Here is a 20,859-nt window from a genome sequence, read left to right on the forward strand (position 1 = left end):
GTCACCCGGCCACGAACGGCCTGCTACGAAGAGCGCGTCGATAACGGACCGCCGCATCCCGCTGAACCAACGGGAACGGCCTCCCTCGCCGAGCAACTGCAGCAGTCTACTCGGACCCGGAGGCCGCACCCAAAACGATCTCTACAGCGAGCTCTACTGCTCGTCGAACAGGCTCGTCACCGAACCGTCCTCGAACACCTCACGCACCGCACTCGCGATCGTCGGCGCGATCGACAGCACCGAGATCTTGTCCAGATCCCGGCCCAGCTCCGACGGCGTCGGCAGCGTGTTCGTGAACACGAACTCACTCACCCGCGAGTTCTTCAGACGGTCCGCCGCCGGACCCGACAGCACACCGTGCGTCGCCGTCACGATCACGTCCTCCGCACCGTGCGCGAACAGCGCGTCCGCCGCGGCACAGATCGTCCCACCCGTGTCGATCATGTCGTCCACCAGGACACACACGCGACCCTTCACCTCACCCACGACCTCGTGGACGGTGACCTGGTTCGCGACGTCCTTGTCCCGCCGCTTGTGCACGATCGCCAGCGGCGCACCCAGCCGGTCGCACCAGCGGTCCGCGACCCGCACCCGGCCCGCGTCCGGCGACACGACCGTCAGCTTCTCCCGGTCCACCTTCCGGCCCACGTAGTCCGCCAGCAGCGGCAGCGCGAACAGGTGGTCCACCGGACCGTCGAAGAAGCCCTGGATCTGGTCCGTGTGCAGATCCACCGTCAGGATCCGGTCCGCACCCGCCGTCTTCATCATGTCCGCGATCAGACGCGCCGAGATCGGTTCACGCCCGCGGTGCTTCTTGTCCTGCCGCGCGTAACCGTAGAACGGCACGATGACCGTGATGGAACGCGCCGACGCGCGCTTCAGCGCGTCGATCATGATCAACTGCTCCATGATCCACTTGTTGATCGGAGCCGTGTGGCTCTGGATCAGGAAGCAGTCGGCACCCCGCGCCGACTCCTGATAACGCACATAGATCTCACCGTTGGCGAAGTCGAAGGCCTTCGTCGGGACGACCCCGACACCCAGCTGTTGGGCGACCTCCTCCGCAAGCTCGGGGTGGGCGCGGCCGGAGAAGAACATCATCTTCTTCTCGCCGGTCGTCTTGATCCCGGTCACAGCACTGTCTCCTCAGAGGTGTCGCAGCTGGGTGTCGAGAGACCTCGCAGCCGGCTTGCCGGAGGCCGTCTCAGCTGGTGGGGGTGCGGGTGTGCACTTATCACCGTACGCCGTGTTTGAGGCACCGGTTTCCGGTCACCCCTCGCCGTCCGGCTCCCGGGACGCCGCCTCCGCCGCCTTCGCGGCAGCACTCCCCGGACGCTTACGAGCCACCCAACCCTCGATATTCCGCTGCTGACCACGGGCCACGGCCAGCGAACCGGGCGGCACGTCCTTCGTGATCACGGACCCGGCGGCGGTGTACGCACCGTCCCCGACCGTGACAGGCGCCACAAACATGTTGTCCGAACCCGTCCGGCAGTGCGACCCGACCGTCGTGTGGTGCTTCTCCTGACCGTCGTAGTTCACGAACACGCTCGCCGCGCCGATGTTCGTGTACTCACCGATCGTCGCATCACCCACGTACGACAGGTGAGGCACCTTCGTCCCCTCACCGATGGAGGCGTTCTTCGTCTCCACGTACGTACCGATCTTGCCCTTCGCACCCAGCCGGGTCCCCGGACGCAGATACGCGTACGGCCCGACCGACGCCCCCGCGCCGACCTCGGCGCCGTCCGCCACCGTGTTGTCCACCCGCGCCCCCGCACCCACCCGGGTGTCCCTCAGGCGCGCGTTCGGACCGACCTCCGCGCCCTCACCCAGATGCGTCGAGCCGTGCAGCTGCGTACCCGGGTGCACGACCGCGTCCTGCTCGAACGTCACGGTCACGTCGACCCACGTCGTCGCCGGATCCACGACCGTCACACCCGCCAGCATCGCCTCGGTCAGCAGCCGGTCGTTCAGGATCCGGCGGGCCTCGGACAACTGCACCCGGTTGTTGATCCCGGCGATCTCACGATGGTCGCCGGCGACGGAGGCCCCGACCCGGTGCCCGGCCTCACGCAGGATCCCGAGCACGTCCGTCAGGTACTCCTCGCCCTGGCTGTTGTCCGTGCGCACCTTCTTCAGCGCGTCGGCGAGCAGCTGGCCGTCGAACGCGAACACACCCGAGTTGATCTCACGGATCGACCGCTCGGCGTCGGTGGCGTCCTTGTGCTCGACGATGGCGGTGACGGCGCCGGTGGCGTCGTCCCGCACGATCCGCCCGTAGCCCGTCGCGTCCGGCACCTCGGCGGTCAGCACGGTGACCGCGTTGCCGTCGGCGGCGTGCGTCTCGGCGAGGGCCCGCAGGGTGGCGCCGGTCAGCAGGGGAGTGTCCCCGCACACGACCACGACGGTCCCGTCGACCGACCCGCCGAGCTCCTCCAGGCCCATCCGGACGGCGTGCCCGGTGCCGTTCTGCTCGGCCTGCACGGCGGTACGGACGCCGGGGGCGATCTCGCCGAGGTGCGCGGTGACCTTCTCCCGCGCGTGGCCGACCACGACGACCAGGTTCTCGGGGTTCAGTTCGCCCGCGGCGGCGAGCACGTGCCCCACGAGACTGCGACCGCAGAGCTCGTGCAGGACCTTGGGTGTGGCCGACTTCATACGGGTGCCCTCACCCGCTGCGAGAACGACGACGGCTGCCGGGCGGTTGGCGCTCACGGGATGCCCTTCGGCTGTGGATGGGGTGGGGGTGACATCCGCAGGATACCGGGGGGTTTTGTGGTCGACATGAGTGTGGGTCCTGCCTGGGCTTGCCAGTCAGGACCCGAACCGAGTGTGTGCTCCCCTGCCAGGACTCGAACCTGGAACAAATCATCCAAAGTGACCCGTGTTGCCAATTACACCACAGGGGATAGCAAACCCGGCTAATCGGACATTTCGCCAATCAGCTGGGTGGCTCCCAACACTATGCCGCACCAGGAGCCTTCGATGCGACGGTACAGGTCGGCGCTCTTCCTCACCTTGATCACGAGACAACCCCGGTACGCGTTGCCGGTGTTCTTACGAACCGTCTTGGGGTTGTGCCTCTTCAATGTCGTCTTGTTGAACGCACAGCGGTCGGCTTCGACGAGGTCGGCCCAGTACTGCTCTGCTCCCGGGATGTCGGCGCTCTCGTGGATCATCACGGCGAATCTGATGCGCTCCCGTTCCACCCCGAGCAGGTCGAGCCAGGCGAGGAAGACCCGGATCATCCCCGGGTCGCTGTTGACGAAGCAGACGTTCTCGCGGCGGTCGTACGGCTTGTCCTTGCCGCCCTCCGCCCAGTAGAGGCCGACGCCCAAGAGGAACAGCTCGCGCGGTGACAGCGCGCCGACCGCCTGCTTCGCCGTCTCCTTGGTGCGCTGCCGTTCCTCGTCGCGCAGGCGCAGCGTGGCCTCCCAGCCGCGCCTCGCGATCGCCGACGCCTCCTCGGGGGTGCGCTTGCGTTCCGGCTTCGGCAGGTCCCGGACCCACAGGGAGATCGAGCTCTTCGAGCAGCCGAGCTCCACCTGGATCCGGTCGTAGGTCCATCCCTGGAGGCGCAGCTCCCTGGCCCGTGCCCGGAGGTCGTCCTTGGCGTTCGGGCGTTTCGTCCAGGCCGGCGGGGGCTCGCCCTCCAGGAGGCGGTTGAGGATGTCGTTGTTGTCGACGTGCAGCCGGTCGCGGATCTGGCGTCGGCTGAGCCCCGCTCGGCGCAGGGTCACTGCTCGTTCCCTCAAGTCCTCGAAGTCGGCGTATGTGCCGTTGGCATGTGTCATACGCATACCGTCCGGGCGGAATGGAGGGTTCCGGGGTCGAACGGTGAGCGGTTCAGCAGTTCGAGGGATATCGGGTGGTTTCGCGGCCGAACGGTCACGGAGTGTGGCGTGGGCCAGTACGGGAAACTCACCGGAAAACCGGCGGTGGGCGCCCGTAGGCTGGAGTCATGACCGCGACGGGGGAAGACCATGTGACGGCCCGGGGAGGGCCGTGGTGGTGGGCCAGGCGGCGCAGTGCCGTGTTCGATGTGAGTCTGGCCGTGGTGTCCGCGCTGGAGTGCGGCCTGGAGGGGATCCCGTTCGCCCGGGACGCGGGGGTCCCGGTCGCGGCGGGGGTGGTGTTCGGCGTGCTCGCCGGTGCCGTGCTGGTCGTGCGCCGCCGCTGGCCGATCGCCGTCGTGCTGGTCTCGATCGCCATCACGCCGGCCCAGATGGGTTTCCTGATGGGCGTGGTCGGCCTGTACACGCTCGCCGCCGCCGAGCTGCCGCGCCGGATCATCGCCTCGCTGGCGGGGATGTCGCTGGTGGGCACGCTCATCGTGACGTTCGTGAAGACGCAGCAGGACATGGTCCGGGGGGATCTGGACCTGGGCGACTGGTTCGTGCCGTTCGCGGCGATCACGATGTCGCTGGGCTTCACCGCGCCTCCGGTGCTGCTCGGGCTGTACGTGGGGGCCCGGCGGCGGCTGATGGAGAGTCTGCGGGAGCGGGCGGACAGCCTGGAGCGGGAGTTGCAGCTGCTGGCCGAGCGGGCGGAGGAGCGGGCCGAGTGGGCCCGGAACGAGGAGCGGACGCGGATCGCCCGGGAGATGCACGACGTGGTGGCGCACCGGGTGAGTCTGATGGTGGTGCACGCGGCGGCGTTGCAGGCGGTGGCCCGGAAGGATCCCGAGAAGGCGGTGCGCAACGCCGCGCTGGTGGGGGACATGGGGCGGCAGGCGCTGACCGAGTTGCGGGAGATGCTCGGGGTGCTGCGCAGCGGTGGGGACGAGCGCCGGGCGCGGGCCGCGTCGGTGCCGCTGGCGGCGGTGGGGGTGGCGGCCGCGGCGGCGGCTTCGCGGGCGGCCGACGACGAGGGGCCGTCTCTGGCGGAGATCGAGGAGCTGGTGGGGCAGTCGGCTGCCGCGGGGATGGTGGTGGACCTGTCGGTGGAGGGGGATGCCCGCTCGTATGCGCCGGAGGTGGAGCAGACGGCGTACCGGGTGGTGCAGGAGGCGTTGACGAACGTCCACAAGCACGCGGCGGGGGCGAAGACGTACGTGCGGCTGGCGCATCGGGTGTCGGAGATCGCGATGCAGGTGGAGAACGAGCCGCCGGGGGAGGAGGCGGCGTCGTCGGCGCGGTTGCCGTCCGGGGGGAACGGGCTGGTGGGGATGAAGGAGCGGGTGGCGGCGCTGGGCGGGGTGTTCGTGTCGGGGCCGACGGACGCGGGGGGTTTCCGGGTGTCGGCGGTGATTCCGGCGTCGTAGTGCGCCGGGGCGGCGGGGTGCGGGTCAGCCGGTGGTGAGGCGGGCGGGTTCGGTGCCGGCGATGAGGGTGGTCAGGGCCTGGTCGATGTCGGCTCCGAGGTACCAGTCGCCGGTGTGGTCGAGGGTGTAGACGCGGCCGTCGGTGTCGATGGCGAGGAGGGCCTGGGTGTCGGTCTCGGCGCCGAGGGGGCAGACCTCGGTGCCGAGGGCGCGGCCGAGGTCGCCGAGGGTGCGGGCCATGTGGAGGCCGTGCAGCGGGTCGAGGTGGAGGGTGGCGGGGGCGACCTGGCGGCCGGGGCCGACGGGGGTGATGTGGAGTCCGCCGAATTCGGCCCAGGCCTCGACGGCCGCGGGGAAGACGGTGTGGCGGTGGCCCGCGGGGGAGGCGTGGTCGCGCAGGGCGTCGGCCCAGACCTCGGCTTGTTTGATGTCCCAGCGTCCGGGTTGCCAGCCGGCGGCGCGCAGGGCGGCGTCGACGGGTACGGCGAAGCGGGTGGAGGAGGTGCGGTCGGTGTGCATCTGCCCTTCGTCTCGTCGAGGTCATGGGGTGGCGCGCGGTGGGCGCGCCGGAGTGTCCGGTCGTGCGGGGTGTGGGGGTGTGGGGGGTGGGGCGCGTCAGCTCCGGGGCGCGGGGTCGACTATGCGGACGCCGAAGTGGGCGCTGAGCGCGGTGCAGGCGCGGCAGGGGGTGGCGAAGCTGCCGTGGAGGGGGTCGCCGTCCTCGCGGATGCGGCGGGCGGTGAGTTTGGCCTGCTTGAGGGCTTTGCGTGCCTCGCCGTTGGTCATGGGTCTGCGGGCGGCGCGTTTGCTGCGTGCGGCGTCGGCGGCGGCGATGTGGCGGGAGATGAGGATGGTCTCGGCGCAGCGGCCGGTGAAGCGGTCGCGTTGGGCGCTGGTGAGGGTGTCGAGGAAGTCCTGCACGAGGGGGTGCAGGGCGGGGGGTGTGTCGCCGCGGGCGGCGGTGCCGGTGAGGGTGGCGCCGCGGACGGAGAGGGCGGCGGCGACGGTGGGGAGGATGCCGTCGCGGCGGTGGAGGAGGGCGGGGGCGTGGGTGGCTTCGGTGGCGCTCCAGCCGATGCGGGGGTCGCCGGTGCGCGGGTCGCCGCTGCGGGGGTCGCCGGTGCGTGGATCGGCGTCGCGCGGGGCGCCGTTGCGTGGGTCGGCGGACCTGCCGGTGTGTGGTCCCGTCTGTGTCGCGTTCATGATCGTCTTCCCCTCCGTGCATCCCCCGGGAGGTCACAGACTGCCAAATGCCGCGGCTCGTGCGGAAGCTGGGGCGGTGCGACACGCCCGTAGTGGGGTGTGCCGTCACGGTGGGGTGACGCCTGGTCACGGAAGCGGAGGGGGTGCGGACCGGTGCCGGTGACCGGTGTCGTCGTACCGCATAGGCTGTCGGCACCGCGGGCGATGCGGTGATCCGTTCGGGGATCGATGCAGTGAACCGGAGGGTGATCCGTGAGGGGCGCGTGCGGTGCTGCGCGCCGCGGCGCGCGGTGGTCAGACAGTGGACGTGACAGTCGATACGGGCCGTAGTGTGCCAGAGGTGGTCAATACGGGTCGTACAGAGTGCCGCAGGGGGCAACCGCCATGACGACAGGTCGGCTCGGGCAGCAAGCCGCGCCGCCGAACGCGGCCTACGCCGGGCAGGTCGTGCATTTCCCGGACCCGGTCCGGGCGGCCCGTCACCCGAGAGGGGTACGGGTGGACGAGCGCGGTTACCCCGACTTCTCGCCCTACGCGCGTGCGGCCGCGGAGATCGCGGAGCCGCCGGAGGGTTTCGGCGTCGACGAGCTGCGGCTGACGGACTACGTGTCGGCGAACACGGCGCTGGCGGCGTCCGGGCACGAACTGTGGGACACGGTGCCGGCGGTGGCGACGCCGCACGGCTGGACGTGGCACCACGTGGTGGGATCGCGGCGGCTGGAGCTGGTCCCGGTCGAGGTGAAGGCGCTGCTGCGGCATCACGGCGGGGTGGCCACCTCGGGCGTCGACCACGCCAAGCGGGGCACGCGGCCGTTGCAGGAGACGCGTCCGGCGCACTTCGGGCTGCCGAAGTCGGGTGTGGCGGTGACGGAGTCGCAGGTGCAGGGCGTCGAGGAGGACCTCGGCTACCGGCTGCCGGGGGCGTACCGGTCGTTTCTGAAGGCGGCGGGCGGCTGCGCGCCGGTGGGCGCCGCGCTCGACGCGGAGCTGGGGCTGCTGGTGGACCAGCCGTTCTTCACGGTGCGCGACGAGGCGGCGGTCAACGACCTGGTGTACGTCAACAAGTGTCTGCGTGACCATCTGACCAAGGACTACCTGGGGATCGCCTTCGTCCAGGGCGGGTTGCTGGCCGTGAAGGTGAAGGGCGAGCGGATCGGTTCGGTGTGGTTCTGCGCGTACGACGACGCGCGGGACGTGGATCCGTCGCTGCCGCCGGCGGAGCGGGTGGAGCGGCTGCTGCTGCCGTGCGGGGACGACTTCGACGTCTTCCTGTCGCGGCTGGCCGGTGAGCCGCCGGAGTTGGAGACGGTGGCGAACCTGATGGTGGACGGCGGGTTCGCGCGTGTGGTGCCGGTGGACGCGGTGTCGTCGTCGGCCGTGGGGGAGTGACGTCAGCGATGGTGACCTTCGCACAGGCGCAGGAGCGCGCTGAAGAGTGGATCAACGGGGACCTGCCGGCGTACCAGCACCGTGAGGTGCGGGTGCGGGAGTTCGACCTCGGGTTCGTGGTGTGGGCCGAGGACCGGGCGGACGGGCCGCGTTCGGACGGGGGCGCGCAGCGGCTGGTGATCGCGCGGGACAGCGGTGAGGCGACGCTGTGGCCGGGGCTGCCGGTGGGTGAGGTGATCCGCCGGTACGAGGAGGAGTACGGCCGTTCCGACGTGGTGGACGAGCCGGCGCCGGCGCCCGCGCGGGTGGATCTGAACCAGACGTCGTTCCTGCTGACTCCGCCGGAGTGGTTGCAGGACGCGGCGGACAAGCTGGGGATTCCGGATCGGCGGGGTGCGGCTTCCGGGGGCGCGGGTGTCCCGGCCGGTGCGGGGGCTGCGAGCGGCTCGGATGCCTCGGGTGCCTCGGTCGGTGACGGCGTACCGGTCGGTGACGGTGTCCCGGCCGCTGATGGTGTCCCGGCCGGTGGGAGTGTCCCGGCCGGTGGGGGTGTGCCGGGCGTTCCAGGCACGCCGAGCAGTGGTACGACGTGGCCGGTCGCCGGGGGGAGTGACGCGGGGGCCGCGTCGGACGCCTCCAGGGTGCCGGAGGCGCCGGGTGCGCCGGGCGCGCCCGCCGGGGCGACTCCCTGGGCCGGGACGGACACCAACGGCGATGCCGGTGACGACCGTTCCGTGCCCCTGCCCGCGACGGTGTTCGCACCGCCGCTGAGCGGGAGCGACGGGGACGCGCCGCCGTCGGCGACGTCCGACGCCAAGACGGCCCTGATGTCGGGTGGCAGCCGGCTTCCGCCGACGGCGCTGTCGCCGGCGATCGACGACCCGGACGACCCGGACGCGCCGGGCGCGTCCGGGCCCGGGGGCCCGGGTACGCCGCCGCCCACGCAGGGCGGACAGCCGTACGGGTATCCGCACGCGGCCGGTGCGCCAAGTGGGCCAGGTGCGCCCGGCGGGCCTGCCGGAGCCGGTTCCACCGGTGCTGCCGGTGCTGCCGGTTCCGCCGGTTCCGCCGGTGTGCCGCAGCCGCCGGCCGGGCCCGGGGTCGCGCCGAACGCCGGTGACATCGCCGACGCCGCGACCAGCAAGGCGACCCCGCCGCCGGGACGCAACCGGGGCACGGGCCCGACCACGCCGCCTCCGCCGGGTGCCCCGGGTACGCCGGGTGCGCGGCCGGGCGAGACGCCTGCGCCGTCGGGTCCCGCAGGGCCCGGAGCGCCGGGTGGGCCGGCCGGCGGTTACGTGCCCACGCAGATGGTGTCGGCGCTCGGTCCGCAGGGGCCGGGAGCCCCCGCGGCCCCGGGTGGCCCCGGTGCGCCGCAGCCTCCGGGAGCCCCCCGGCCGCCCGGTGCGCCTGCCGCCCCCGGCGCCCCCGGCGCCCCGGGTGGTACGCCGCCCGGCGGCGTGCACCACGCCGCCACGATGTTCGCCGACCCCGGCCGGACGGGCCCGGGTGGGCCTCAGCCTCCGCAGCCGCCGGGGCCTCCCGGCGCGCCCGGTGTTCCGGGAGGCCCCGGCGGGGCCGGGGTGCCGCAGGCTCCGGGCGTGCCGTATCCCGGCGCTCCGCAGGCGCCCGGCGCGCCCCATCCGCCCGGGCCGCCCGGTGCGCCGCAGCCCCCCGGTGCCCCCGGTGTGCCCGGTGCGCCGGGGCCCGTGCACCACGCGGAGACCATGCTGGCCGCGCCTCCCGTAGGCGGCCCCGGTGTGCCTCCGCCGCCGCCGGCCCCCGGCGCGCCGCCGATGCCGCACGGGGCGATGCCCCCCGGCGCGATGCCGCCCGGTGCCGTGCCGCCGCCCGGTCAGCCCGTGCCCGGGCAGCCGCCGGCGTACGGCTATCCGCAGCAGCCCACCGGGCAGCCCACGGTCGGCCCCGGCTACCAGGCCGTGCTGCGGTACCGCGCGCAGGACGGTTCCGAGCAGCAGCTGATCCGGCGTTCGGCGCCGGGCACGCCGCACCCGGAGTGGCAGATCTTCCACGAGCTGCGGGCCATGAACGTGCCCCCGGACCAGGTGCTGGAGCTGCACACGGAGCTGGAGTCGTGCGAGCTGCCGGGTGCGTACTGCGCGCGGATGATCCGGGAGCAGTGGCCGCAGGCGCGGATCACGTCCATCGCGCCGTACGGCACTGACCACGCGAGCCGGCAGCAGGGCATGCAGCAACTGCTGGCGCACCAGGGCGAGTTGCACCAGGTGGCGGACGGCCCGGCGCGGCCGGCCCCGGTGCGCGCTCCGCTGCCGCCGGTGCAGGCGGTGCCGCCGGTCCCGCCGGAGGCCATCGCGCAGGAGCTGGCGGCCGCGTTCGGGCCGGGTGTGTTCCGCTTCGAGCAGGCGGCCGTGTCCCGGCAGGGCGTGCCGCCGGTCGTGGCGCACACGCTGGTGGTGGCCGGGCTGCCGATGGACATGGGCCCGTTCTTCTGGGCGCAGGCGCAGCCGGGCCGACCCGTTCCGACGCTGGCGGAGCTGGCGGCCGAGCGCGGGGTGCAGCCGGCCTCGGACGCGGGCTCGTACCTGGTGATGGGCAGTGACTTCGGCAAGGCGATCTGCGTGCAGTACGGCACCGCGAACATCGTCGCCGTGCCGGTGGAGGCGGGGCCGGGCGGGGCGCCCGTACCGCCGCAGTTCGTGAACACCGGGCTGCCGGAGTTCGCGCGCTGCCTGGCGCTGCTCGGCCGGATGTGGCGGCTGAGGTTCGGGCTGAACCAGGAGCAGGCCGGCCGCTGGACGGTCGACTTCCAGGCGCAGCTGGCCGCGCTGGACCCGGCGGCGCTGGGCTCGCCGGAGAGCTGGTGGTCGGTGCTGCTGGAGCAGATGTGGGACGGACTGCTGTGACGCGTCGCCGCGAGGCGCCGTAGCAGGCGGGGCCGGGGTGCTCCGCGGAGCCGGGTCAGGTCGCCCGTACGACCGGACCCGGCTCTTTTCGTGCCCGTACGCCGCTGCGCGGGAAAACCGCCGCGGGGCTGTCACACCCTCCTGCCGCGATCCGTCATGCCGGTGACAGTGACGCACGGCCGACACAGGAGGCAGAGATCATGCAGGCACGGATGAAGAACCCGGCGTTCGTCCTTCCCGGTGCGATGAAGGGCATCGGCACCCTCCTGAAGGCGGTCGCGGAGGGCGGTCTGCGGCAGGACGTGGCGGAACTCGTCGGGCTGCGCGCCAGCCAGATCAACGGCTGCGGCGCCTGCGTCCACGGGCACACCGTCAATCTCCGCGAGGCCGGCGTGAGCGAGGAGCGCGTCGCGGCCGTCGCCGCCTGGCGGCACGCGCCGTTCTTCTCGGACGCCGAACGCGCCGCGCTGCGGCTGGCGGAGGCGATGACACGGCTGCCGGACCTGTCGGGCGAGTCCGTACCGGACGCCCTGTGGGACGAGGTGGCGGACCACTTCGACGAGAGGGAACTCTCGGGTCTGATCCTCACCATCGCCGTGACGAACCTGTTCAACCGCATCAACACGACCATTCAGGAGCCCGCCGGCACGACATGGGGCTGACGGGTCGTACGGCCCGGCCGGGAGCCCGTGACCCCGGTGCGGAGTGTCGCGTGATGGATACTTCCGTCTGATCCATCAAGATGTGCGCGAAATCATCCCATTTCTCGCGTGGTTCGCGTCGCGTCGGTGTGGTGGAGAGGGGTCCAGGATGAGCAGCGCAGCGCTGTCCTCGCACGGCTTTCCGGTCGTGCGGGGGCGCGGTTACCGTCCCGAACAGGTCGACGCCCGGGCCGCGGCGCTCTCCGCGGAGCGCGACGCGGCCTGGGAGCGGGCGGCCCGGCTGACCGTGCTCGCCCGGCAGATGGACGAGGAGCTGGGGCGGCTGCGCCAGGCCGTGGCGTGCCTGGGCCCGCAGACCTACGACACGCTCGGGGAGCGGGCCCGGCGGCTCCTGGAGCTCGGTGAGCTGGAGGCCGCGGCGGTCCGGGAGGGGGCGCACCGTCAGGCGCGTCAACAGGTGGAGCGGGCGCAGGCGCAGGCGGCCGGCGTGCGCGAGTCCGCGCAGGCGCACGCCGATGCCGTACGCGCCGACGCCGACGAGCGTGCCCGGCAGCGGCTGCTCGCGGCGCGTGCCGAGGCCGACGAGGTCCGGGGCGCGGCCGGGCGTGAGGCGGGGGAGCTGCGGGGTGAGGCGCTGGCCGCGCTGCGGGAGATGCGGGAGCGCACCTCGGGGATGCTGGCCGAGCAGGAGAAGGAACGGGCCGAGCGGTGGGAGGCGGCCGAACGGGAGCAGGCCGAGCGGCGGGCCGCCCTGGACGCCCGGCACGCTCAGGAGTCGGCACGCGCCGAGGGGGTGCCGGCCGAGGCGGAGCGAGCCCTCGCCGACGCCGCGGACGCGGCCCGCGGCCTGGAGGAGGAGGCACACGCGCGGGCGGCCGAGCTGCTGGAGGGGGCGCGGGCCCGGGTGGCGGCCGTCGAGCGGGAGACGGACCGGCTGCTGCGCGACCACGCCGGCCAGCGGGACGGCGTACAAGCCCACATCGACCACGTGCACAGCAGCCTGGCGGCATGGGCGGGGCAGGCGGCGGAGTGAACTCCGCTGCGCCGGTGGCGCCGTCAGGGGCCTGCCCGCGCGGTGCGCGGCGCCCCCGACGGCGTGCCCCGCCCCGCTCTCAGTCGTTCTTGCGTACCGCGCCCGCGAGGATCCAGGCCTCCACCGCCTCGTACTGGCGGCGCTGCTCCTCCGACTTGCGGCGGCCCGAGGCGAGCGTGCCCAGCCAGCCGCAGGCGAAGCCGAAGGGGATGGAGAGCAGGCCCGTCGTGGTGAACGGGAACCAGTTGAAGTCGGCCTCGGGGAAGGCGGAGACGGGTGAGCCGGAGACCAGGTTGGTGCCCGGCATCAGCAGCAGCACCGCCAGCGAGCCGCCGATGAGCGTGCTCAGCAGGCCCGTCCGGGTGTAGCGGCGCCAGAAGAGGCTGTAGACCAGCGCGGGGGCGATGGCCGAGGCGCCCAGGCAGAACGAGAGCGTCACCAGGGGCTGCAGGCTGCGGTGCTGGACGAGGGTGGCCAGCAGGATCGCCGGAACGCCCACCGCCAGGGCCGAGATGCGGGCCAGGGTCATCTCGCGGCGCGGGGACATCTCCTGCACCCGGGCCGCGAACACGTCGTGCGCCAGGGAGTTGGCGCAGGCCAGGATCATCCCGGCGACGGAGGCGAGCAGCGTGAGGAAGACGGCGGTGGTGACGGTCGTGAACAGGAACGTCTCCGCCGCCGACACGTCCGCGCCGAACGCCGCCTGCGAGCCCAGCAGATAGGCCGTGTTGCCCTGCGGGTCGACCTGGGCGATCGCGGCCCGCCCGACCAGCGCGGTCGCGCCGAAGCCGACGACGGTGATGACGAGCACGAACAGCGCGACGCCGGACACGGCCCAGGACATCGACCGCCGCACCTGCCGGGCGCTGGAGGCGGTGTACATGCGCATCGTGACGTGGGGCAGGCAGGCGCCGCCGAGGACGATCGTCAGCTGCGCGGTGACCATGTCGAGCTCGGGGCTGGCGCCGCCCGAGAACTGCAGACCGGACGAGAGGAACGCCGAGCCCACGCCGCTGTTCTCGGCGGCCGCGCCGAACAGCGCCCCCGGGTCCCAGTCGAAGCGGTGGAGGATCAGCACGGCGACCACCAGACCGGAGCCGAGCAGCATCACGATCTTCAGGATCTGGATGAGGGCGGTGCCCTTCATACCGCCGATCGCCGCGTAGCTGATCATCAGCGCGCCCACGCCGATGATGCAGCCGGTCTGCAGCGACTCGCCGGAGAAGCCGAGGATGAACGCCATCAGCTGCCCGGTCCCGGCCAGCTGCACCAGCATCAGCGGCAGCAGCGCCGCCAGGGTCACCGCGCAGGCCGCGATCCGCACGGCGCGGCCGGGCGTACGGCGGGTCAGCGCGTCGCCCATGGTGAACCGGCCCGCGTTGCGCAGCGGTTCGGCCAGCAGGAACATCAGCAGCATCAGCGACAGGGCCGTGCTCAGGGCCAGGACGGTCCCGTCGTAACCGAACAGGGCGATCACGCCGCCGGTGCCGAGGACGGTCGCGGCGGAGATGTAGTCGCCGGCGATGGCCAGGCCGTTGCGCATGGGCGACAGGGAGCCGTAGCCGGTGTAGAACTCGTCGAGGTCGTCCCGGTCGGGGCCGGTCATCACGCACAGCAGCAGCGTGATCGTGGCGACGGTGGAGAAGCCGACCAGGGACATCGCCTGGGCGTTTCCGCTGAACTCGGTGGTCACCGGGTCCCCTCCCGCCTGGCGTCCAGCGCGGCCTGCCTGCGGATGCGGTCGGCGATCGGGTCGACGCGGCGGCGGGCCGTCTGCTCGTAGAGGGCGATCGCCAGCCAGGTCACCGGGACCTGGACGAGCGCGAGCAGCAGACCGGTGGGCAGTCCGTCGGTGACCGTGCTCGTCATGAACGACGGCGCGAACGCCGACAGCAGCAGGAACACGACGAAGTAGCCGAGCGCCGTGAGCGTGGCCACGCGCCGCTGCCAGCGGTAGGCGCTGCGCAGCGTCCGCAGGTCGCTGTGGTGCCCGAGCGCGGCGTGGCGCTGGGGGCGCATCCCGGCCGGTTCGGGCTGCTGTCGCGGCACCCAGGGGTAGGTGTCGTACGACGGGGACGAGTCCGGCGGTGGGTACGGCTGGTAGGGCGGCGGGTCGTAGGACATCCCGGTGCTCCTCGCGCGGGTCGGATCCGGTGCGGCGGACCGCAGGGAGGTGGGGGGCGGGCGGCCCCGCACGTTACTGCGGAGTACCGGGACTGCGCGAGGGTTTGGCCAAACTGATTGGTCGGTATGCGCTTACCTTCGTGACCTCGGGTGTTACCCGCGTTAACCCTCGGTTCCGGGTGCCTTGGGCGGGGCGGCGGCCAACTCCCGGCGCACGAAACGGAGTCCGGGCCGGCCGTCCAGGGTCGTCTCCCCGGCGGCTGTGAAGCCGTTGCGGGTCAGGACCTTCAAGGAGGCGGGATTGTCCAGGGTCGTCCGCGCGGTGAGGGACGTCAGCCCGTACTCGGCGGCGGCCAGTCGGCACATCAGCGCGACGGCGGCCGTCGCCACACCCCGGCCCGAGGCCCGCTCGCCGATCCGGTACCCGAGTTCGGCGCTGCCGTCCGTCGCGTCCATCAGGTTCACCCGGCCGACCAGCACCTCGTCCTCCAGGAGGACATGGAAGTGGCACACGCGCGCGTGCTGCTCCTCCAGCAGCGCCCGGTGACGTTCGGCGAACCCGGCCGGGGTGAAGTAGGCGTCCCCGCGGTCCGGGACCGTCCGGGCGAAGTACGCCCGGTTCTCCCGCTCGAAGGCCAGCAGGGCGTCCGCGTGGTCGGCGCGCAGCGGTTCCAGGGTCAGCATGGACCGCACAGTACGGACGGTCAGTCCTTGAGCACCGGGAATTTCCTGGGCGCGAGGAACAGCAGCACCACGAACGCCAGCGCCGCCGCGCACGAGGCGCCCAGGTAGACGGTGTGCACCGCGTCGGCGATGGCCCGCCTGGTCGCCTCCGGCGCGGTGCCCCTGTCGAGCGCGCGGGTCACCGAGTCGAGGTCGCCCGCACCGCCGAGCCGGGCGGCCAGCACCCCGTTGGCGACGGCGCCGAAGACGGCCGCGCCGATCGTTTGGCCGGTCTGGCGGCAGAACAGCACGGACGCGGTCGTCGTGCCGCGTTCCGCCCAGCCCACCGTCGACTGCACCCCGACGATCAGCGGCAGCTGGAACAGGCCCAGCGCGGCGCCCAGCAGCAGCATCAGCAGCGTCGGCTGCCAGGCCCGCCCCGGGTAGGGCAGGAAGGGGAACGCCAGCAGGATCAGCGCGGCCGCCCCGATGCCCAGCATCGCGGTGTTGCGGAAGCCGATCCTGCGGTACACGTGCTGGCTCAGCGCCGCCGACACCGGCCAGCTCAACGTCCACACCGAGAGCACGAACCCGGCGGCCACGGGCGCCAGGCCCAGCACCGACTGGGCGTAGGTGGGCAGGAAGACCGTCGGCGCGACCATCAGCAGACCCAGTGCGCCCAGGGCGAGATTGACCGCGGCGATCGTGCGGCGCCGCCACACCCAGCCCGGGATGATCGGCTCGGCGGCGCGCCGCTCCACCAGCACCACCACCGCCACCAGGGCCAGCCCCGTGCCGAACAGGGCCAGCGAGGGCGCCGACAGCCACGGCCACGCCACACCGCCCTGCACCAGGGCCGTGAGCAGCACCCCGCCGCAGGCGAACACCGCGAGCGCGCCGGCCCAGTCCACCCGTACGCGGGTGCCCTCGGCGCGTTCCGGCTCGTGCAGGTGACGGACGATCAGCCACAGGGCGACCGCGCCGACCGGCAGGTTGACCAGGAAGATCCAGCGCCAGTCCGCGTACGCGGCGAGCACCCCGCCGAGCCCCGGCCCGGCGACCGCGGACACCGCCCACACCGTGGACAGCTTCGCCTGGATCCTGGGCCGCTCCTTCAGCGGGTAGAGGTCGGCGGCCAGGGTCTGCACGGTGCCCTGCAGCGCGCCCCCGCCCAGGCCCTGCACGATGCGGAAGGCGATGAGCGCCCCCATGTTCCAGGCCAGCGCGCACAGCAGGGAGCCGAGGAGGAAGAGCACCGAACCCGCGATCAGCACCGGTTTGCGGCCGAAGGTGTCGGAGAGCTTGCCGTAGACGGGCAGCGTGACGGTCACGGCCAGCAGATAGCCGGAGAACAGCCAGGAGAAGACCGAGAAACCGCCGAGGTCCCCGACGATCTGCGGGACGGCGGTCGAGACGATCGTCGAGTCCAGTGCCGCCAGCGCCATCGAGAGCATCAGCGCGGCGACCACGGCCCCGCGCCGGCCGGTCGCGACGGGACGTGCGGTCTCCTGCGCCGCCGAACTGGTGCTGCCCACCCCGGGTCCCTCCCCCTCGCCCGGCCGCACCCGCGCCGGGGCCGCCGTCACTGTCCCTGCCCCTTGCACCTACTTGCCGCGGACAGCTTCCCACTTGACCCTGACGCCGCGGGAGGGTGGAGCCTTCGATGGGCCGAGGGGCGGAGGCGACCCTGAGACGCTCTCCACCCTTCGGTGGACTGCCCCTAGGGGTACCTCCGTACTACGACCTGGGGAGGGTTCGTACCGGCGGAGGACGAGACGCCGACGGGGCGTTCCTTAACCTGGCTTTACGCCGCCGGGGGGCGGTTTCACCCACCGGCGGGGGTGGGGTTTTCCTCAGCAAAAGACTGCGCTGCGCACCAGGGCGCAGGACCCCTCCCCACCGGAAGACTTGAGGCGCGCCGGACGGTTCCGCGGTCCGGCATCGCACACCGCGGGTGCCGAGCAGGCGACCGCCTTCACCATCTGCTGACCGATATAGGAGACATACCGTGACTTCGGCTGTAACCATTCCCAGGCACGGGGGTACTGGAGGGCGTACGGCCGTTGCCGCACGGGCGCGGCAGGTCGTGAAGGCGTACGGGTCCGGAGAGACCCGGGTCGTCGCCCTCGATCACGTCGACGTGGACATCGCACGCGGCCAGTTCACCGCGATCATGGGCCCCTCGGGCTCCGGCAAGTCCACGCTCATGCACTGCCTCGCCGGCCTCGACACCGTCACCAGCGGGCAGATCTACCTCGACGACACCGAGATCACCGGCCTGAAGGACAAGAAGCTGACGCAGCTGCGCCGGGACCGGATCGGGTTCATCTTCCAGGCGTTCAACCTGCTGCCGACGCTGAACGCCATAGAGAACATCACGCTGCCCATGGACATCGCGGGCCGCAAGCCGGACAAGCAGTGGCTGGCCCGGGTCGTGGAGACCGTCGGGCTCGCCGACCGGCTCAAGCACCGGCCCACCCAGCTCTCCGGCGGCCAGCAGCAGCGCGTCGCCGTGGCCCGGGCGCTCGCGGCCCGGCCCGAGATCATCTTCGGTGACGAGCCGACCGGAAACCTCGACTCGCGCGCGGGCGCCGAGGTCCTCGGCTTCCTGCGCCGCTCGGTGACCGAGCTCGGCCAGACCATCGTCATGGTCACCCACGACCCGGTCGCCGCCAGCTACGCGGACCGGGTGCTGTACCTCGCCGACGGACGCATCGTCGACGAGATGCACAAGCCGACCGCCGAGGCCGTCCTGGACCGCATGAAGGACTTCGACGCCCGGGGGCGCACGTCATGACCGTCATGAAGACCTCGATGCGCAACTTCCTCGCGCACAAGGGACGCATGGCCCTGTCGGCGATCGCCGTCCTGCTGTCCGTCGCCTTCGTCAGCGGCACGCTCGTCTTCACCGACACCATGTCGACCACCTTCGACAAGCTGTTCGCGGCCACCTCCTCCGACGTGACGGTGAGCGCCAAGGGCGCCTCCGACAGCGGTGAGACGACCGCTGACAACGGCAAGCCGCCGGTCATGCCGGCCTCCGTGCTCGGCGAGGTGCGCAGGGCCCAGGGCGTGAAGTCCGCCGAGGGCACCGTGTTCTCCACCTCGGTGACCGTCGTCGACGCCGACAAGGACAGCCTGTCGCCGACCAGCGGCGGCCCGACCATCGTCGGCAGCTGGAACGCCACCGACGCCCGCACCATGAAGATCACCTCGGGTGCGGCCCCCCGGGGCGCCGACCAGATCATGGTCGACGCCGACACCGCCGACAAGCACGGCCTGAAGCTCGGCGACGAGATCGGCGTGCTCACCGCCGTCGGCAACCACACGGCGAAGATCTCCGGCATCGCCGACTTCACCGTCACCAACCCCGGCGCCGCCATCTTCTACCTCGACACCAAGACCGCTCAGCAGGCCCTGGTCGGCGAGACCGGCGTCTACACCAACGTCAACGTCACCGCGGCCGCCGGCGTCAGCGACGCACAGCTGAAGAAGAACGTCACGGCCGAACTCGGCGGCGGCTTCCAGGTCAAGACCGCCAAGGAGACCGCCGACGCCAACCAGAAGGACGTCGAGGGCTTCATGAACGTCATGAAGTACGCGATGCTCGGCTTCGCCGGGATCGCCTTCCTCGTCGGCATCTTCCTGATCATCAACACCTTCTCCATGCTGGTCGCCCAGCGCACCCGCGAGATCGGCCTGATGCGGGCCATCGGCTCCTCCCGCAAGCAGGTCAACCGCTCGGTGCTGGCCGAGGCCCTGCTGCTCGGCCTCGTCGGCTCGGTGCTCGGCGTGGGCGCGGGCGTCGGCCTCGCCGTCGGCCTGATGAAGCTCATGGGCCAGATGGGCATGGAACTGTCCACCGACGACCTCACCGTGGCCTGGACGACCCCCGTGGTCGGTCTCGTCCTCGGCGTGATCGTCACCGTGCTCGCCGCCTACCTGCCCGCCCGCCGCGCCGGCAAGATCTCCCCGATGGCCGCCCTGCGCGACGCCGGCGCCCCGGCCGACGCCAAGGCCGGCTGGATCCGCGGCATCATCGGCACCGTCCTCACCGGCACCGGCTTCTTCGCCCTGTACCTGGCGTCGGCGGCCGACAAGGCCACCGAGGGCTCGCTGTGGCTGGGCCTCGGCGTGGTGCTGTCGCTGATCGGCTTCGTCGTCATCGGCCCGCTGCTCGCCGGTGCGGTGGTCCGCGTCCTCGGCGCCGTCCTGCTGCGGATGTTCGGTCCCGTGGGCCGCATGGCCGAGCGCAACGCCCTGCGCAACCCGCGCCGCACCGGCGCGACGGGCGCCGCGCTGATGATCGGCCTCGCCCTGGTGGCGTGCCTGTCCGTGGTCGGCTCCTCCATGGTGGCCTCCGCCACCGACCAGCTCGACAAGACCGTCGGCACGGACTTCATCGTCCAGTCCGACAGCGGCCAGCTGATCACCCCGCAGGCGGTCGAGGCCATGAAGGCGACGCCGGAGCTGGAGCGGATCACCGAGTACAAGTGGACGAAGGCCGACTTCACCACCCCCGACGGCGAGACCCTGAAGGACACGGCGATCACGGCGGCCGACCCGTCGTACGCGACCGACCTGCGCACCGAGACCGTCGCCGGCAAGCTGCCCGACGCCTACAAGCCCGACTCGATGTCCGTGCACGAGAAGTTCGCCAAGGACCACGGCATCAGCCTCGGCTCGAAGATCAAGGTGGCCTTCAAGGACGGCTCCGCGGCCGACCTCACGGTCCGGGCGATCACCAGCAGTGACGTGGTGATCGACGCGGGCGCGATGTACACCTCCATCGCGACGATGGCCAAGTACGTCCCGGCCGACAAGATGCCGCTGGACTCGCTGGTCTTCGCCAGCGCCAAGGAGGGGCAGCAGGACGCCGCCTACACGTCCCTGAAGTCGGCCCTGCACGACTACCCGCAGTACACCGTGCGCGACCAGACCGACTACAAGGACGCGCTGAAGGACCAGATCGGCCAGCTGCTCAACATGATCTACGGCCTGCTGGCCCTGGCGATCATCGTCGCCATCCTGGGCGTGGTGAACACCCTGGCCCTGTCGGTCGTGGAGCGCACCCGGGAGATCGGCCTGATGCGGGCGATCGGCCTCTCCCGCCGCCAGCTGCGCCGCATGATCCGCATGGAGTCCGTGGTCATCGCCCTCTTCGGCGCCCTGCTGGGCCTCGGCCTGGGCATGGGCTGGGGCGCCACGGCCCAGCAGCTGCTGGAGCTGGAGGGCCTGATGGTCCTGGACATCCCCTGGCCGACGATCATCGGAGTCTTCGTCGGCTCGGCGTTCGTGGGTCTGTTCGCGGCCCTGGTCCCGGCGTTCCGGGCGGGCCGGATGAACGTGCTGAACGCGATCGCGACGGAGTAGTCACGCGGCACCGCGAGGAACCACCGCATACGGGGGTTGCGGGGAACCCGGCGCCGGGAAGTCCACTCCAGGACTTCCCGGCGCCGGGTGCTGTGCGCGGCAGGGGCCCGGCTTCCCGGCCGACCGCTTCGGGTGGGCGCAGGCCTCGCACCCGGGGGCGTCGTCCACAGGCCCCGGCGCCGAGCCGCGCAGCGTCGTACGCTGGAGACCCCCCGGCCGCGGCGCGCGTCGGGCCCGTCGTGTTGCCCACCCCCTGGACGG

Annotated in this window: 16 protein-coding genes and 1 tRNA gene; 7 read left to right on the top strand and 10 right to left on the bottom strand. The window is 72.3% G+C overall.

Going from position 1 to position 20,859, the window contains the following annotated elements; all coding sequences use genetic code 11:
- Window positions 1-153 precede the first annotated feature (153 nt).
- From ACPXCS_RS14055 to ACPXCS_RS14070, 4 genes are all read right to left on the bottom strand, one after another.
- Window positions 154-1,134 carry a ribose-phosphate diphosphokinase gene (locus ACPXCS_RS14055; protein ID WP_094053509.1) on the bottom strand — a complete coding sequence of 327 codons (981 nt, stop codon included), beginning with the start codon at window positions 1,132-1,134 and terminating at the stop codon, window positions 154-156.
- A 135-nt stretch (window positions 1,135-1,269) separates the two neighbouring features.
- Window positions 1,270-2,718, bottom strand: a complete 1,449-nt coding sequence (glmU, locus tag ACPXCS_RS14060; RefSeq protein ID WP_425946870.1) for a bifunctional UDP-N-acetylglucosamine diphosphorylase/glucosamine-1-phosphate N-acetyltransferase GlmU — start codon at window positions 2,716-2,718, stop codon at window positions 1,270-1,272.
- Between the two features lie 122 nt (window positions 2,719-2,840).
- Window positions 2,841-2,912 (bottom strand) — tRNA-Gln (locus tag ACPXCS_RS14065).
- A gap of 12 nt (window positions 2,913-2,924) precedes the next feature.
- Window positions 2,925-3,797, bottom strand: a complete 873-nt coding sequence (locus ACPXCS_RS14070; RefSeq protein WP_425946869.1) for a hypothetical protein — start codon at window positions 3,795-3,797, stop codon at window positions 2,925-2,927.
- A gap of 167 nt (window positions 3,798-3,964) precedes the next feature.
- On the opposite strand from ACPXCS_RS14070, the gene ACPXCS_RS14075 reads away from it, so the two are divergent.
- On the top strand, window positions 3,965-5,266 hold the full coding sequence (locus tag ACPXCS_RS14075) for a sensor histidine kinase (RefSeq protein ID WP_425946868.1): 1,302 nt from the start codon (window positions 3,965-3,967) through the stop codon (window positions 5,264-5,266).
- Window positions 5,267-5,290: 24 nt separating this feature from the next.
- On the opposite strand, the gene ACPXCS_RS14080 is transcribed toward ACPXCS_RS14075, so the two are convergent.
- Window positions 5,291-5,785, bottom strand: coding sequence for an SUKH-3 domain-containing protein (locus ACPXCS_RS14080; protein WP_425946867.1), 495 nt, complete (start codon window positions 5,783-5,785; stop codon window positions 5,291-5,293).
- A gap of 96 nt (window positions 5,786-5,881) precedes the next feature.
- Window positions 5,882-6,469 (bottom strand): YwqJ-related putative deaminase, encoded by a 588-nt coding sequence (locus tag ACPXCS_RS14085; RefSeq protein WP_425946866.1) that lies wholly within the window; start codon window positions 6,467-6,469, stop codon window positions 5,882-5,884.
- 384 nt (window positions 6,470-6,853) lie between these two features.
- On the opposite strand from ACPXCS_RS14085, the gene ACPXCS_RS14090 reads away from it, so the two are divergent.
- The 4 genes from ACPXCS_RS14090 to ACPXCS_RS14105 all read left to right on the top strand — a co-directional run bounded on the left by ACPXCS_RS14090 (window position 6,854) and on the right by ACPXCS_RS14105 (window position 12,438).
- A complete protein-coding gene (locus ACPXCS_RS14090) occupies window positions 6,854-7,858 on the top strand; it encodes an SMI1/KNR4 family protein (protein WP_425946865.1) in 1,005 nt (334 codons plus the stop codon).
- A gap of 8 nt (window positions 7,859-7,866) precedes the next feature.
- A complete protein-coding gene (locus tag ACPXCS_RS14095) occupies window positions 7,867-10,743 on the top strand; it encodes an SUKH-4 family immunity protein (RefSeq protein WP_425946864.1) in 2,877 nt (958 codons plus the stop codon).
- Window positions 10,744-10,943: 200 nt separating this feature from the next.
- Window positions 10,944-11,405 carry a carboxymuconolactone decarboxylase family protein gene (locus ACPXCS_RS14100; protein ID WP_425946863.1) on the top strand — a complete coding sequence of 154 codons (462 nt, stop codon included), beginning with the start codon at window positions 10,944-10,946 and terminating at the stop codon, window positions 11,403-11,405.
- Window positions 11,406-11,553: 148 nt separating this feature from the next.
- Window positions 11,554-12,438, top strand: a complete 885-nt coding sequence (locus tag ACPXCS_RS14105) for a cellulose-binding protein (protein WP_425946862.1) — start codon at window positions 11,554-11,556, stop codon at window positions 12,436-12,438.
- Window positions 12,439-12,517: 79 nt separating this feature from the next.
- Here the strand turns inward: ACPXCS_RS14105 and ACPXCS_RS14110 are convergent, their stop codons facing one another.
- The 4 genes from ACPXCS_RS14110 to ACPXCS_RS14125 form a co-directional block, all read right to left on the bottom strand.
- Entirely contained in the window at window positions 12,518-14,131 is a 1,614-nt protein-coding gene (locus ACPXCS_RS14110) for a cation acetate symporter (RefSeq protein ID WP_425946861.1), read from the bottom strand.
- Window positions 14,128-14,562 (bottom strand): DUF485 domain-containing protein, encoded by a 435-nt coding sequence (locus ACPXCS_RS14115; protein ID WP_425946860.1) that lies wholly within the window; start codon window positions 14,560-14,562, stop codon window positions 14,128-14,130. Before ACPXCS_RS14115 ends, ACPXCS_RS14110 begins: the two co-directional genes overlap by 4 nt.
- 162 nt (window positions 14,563-14,724) lie before the next feature.
- Window positions 14,725-15,246 (bottom strand): GNAT family N-acetyltransferase, encoded by a 522-nt coding sequence (locus ACPXCS_RS14120; protein WP_425946859.1) that lies wholly within the window; start codon window positions 15,244-15,246, stop codon window positions 14,725-14,727.
- Between the two features lie 20 nt (window positions 15,247-15,266).
- Window positions 15,267-16,760, bottom strand: a complete 1,494-nt coding sequence (locus tag ACPXCS_RS14125) for an MFS transporter (protein WP_425946858.1) — start codon at window positions 16,758-16,760, stop codon at window positions 15,267-15,269.
- 473 nt (window positions 16,761-17,233) lie between these two features.
- Between ACPXCS_RS14125 and ACPXCS_RS14130 the strand changes: the two genes are divergently transcribed.
- Complete coding sequence (locus ACPXCS_RS14130; RefSeq protein ID WP_425946857.1) at window positions 17,234-18,022, top strand: ABC transporter ATP-binding protein; 789 nt, start codon at window positions 17,234-17,236, stop codon at window positions 18,020-18,022.
- Complete coding sequence (locus tag ACPXCS_RS14135; RefSeq protein ID WP_425946856.1) at window positions 18,019-20,598, top strand: ABC transporter permease; 2,580 nt, start codon at window positions 18,019-18,021, stop codon at window positions 20,596-20,598. Before ACPXCS_RS14130 ends, ACPXCS_RS14135 begins: the two co-directional genes overlap by 4 nt.
- Window positions 20,599-20,859 lie beyond the last annotated feature (261 nt).

The organism is Streptomyces sp. DT190 (assembly GCF_049846985.1).
Lineage (GTDB): Bacteria > Actinomycetota > Actinomycetes > Streptomycetales > Streptomycetaceae > Streptomyces.

Bases quoted from the DNA above. Each gene is read 5' to 3' on its own strand.
- ACPXCS_RS14070 (WP_425946869.1), bottom strand. From the start codon at position 3,797: ATGACACATGCCAACGGCACATACGCCGACTTCGAGGACTTGAGGGAA.
- ACPXCS_RS14075 (WP_425946868.1), top strand. From the start codon at position 3,965: ATGACCGCGACGGGGGAAGACCATGTGACGGCCCGGGGAGGGCCGTGG.
- ACPXCS_RS14080 (WP_425946867.1), bottom strand. From the start codon at position 5,785: ATGCACACCGACCGCACCTCCTCCACCCGCTTCGCCGTACCCGTCGAC.
- ACPXCS_RS14085 (WP_425946866.1), bottom strand. From the start codon at position 6,469: ATGAACGCGACACAGACGGGACCACACACCGGCAGGTCCGCCGACCCA.
- ACPXCS_RS14090 (WP_425946865.1), top strand. From the start codon at position 6,854: ATGACGACAGGTCGGCTCGGGCAGCAAGCCGCGCCGCCGAACGCGGCC.
- ACPXCS_RS14095 (WP_425946864.1), top strand. From the start codon at position 7,867: ATGGTGACCTTCGCACAGGCGCAGGAGCGCGCTGAAGAGTGGATCAAC.
- ACPXCS_RS14100 (WP_425946863.1), top strand. From the start codon at position 10,944: ATGCAGGCACGGATGAAGAACCCGGCGTTCGTCCTTCCCGGTGCGATG.
- ACPXCS_RS14105 (WP_425946862.1), top strand. From the start codon at position 11,554: ATGAGCAGCGCAGCGCTGTCCTCGCACGGCTTTCCGGTCGTGCGGGGG.
- ACPXCS_RS14115 (WP_425946860.1), bottom strand. From the start codon at position 14,562: ATGTCCTACGACCCGCCGCCCTACCAGCCGTACCCACCGCCGGACTCG.
- ACPXCS_RS14120 (WP_425946859.1), bottom strand. From the start codon at position 15,246: ATGCTGACCCTGGAACCGCTGCGCGCCGACCACGCGGACGCCCTGCTG.
- ACPXCS_RS14135 (WP_425946856.1), top strand. From the start codon at position 18,019: ATGACCGTCATGAAGACCTCGATGCGCAACTTCCTCGCGCACAAGGGA.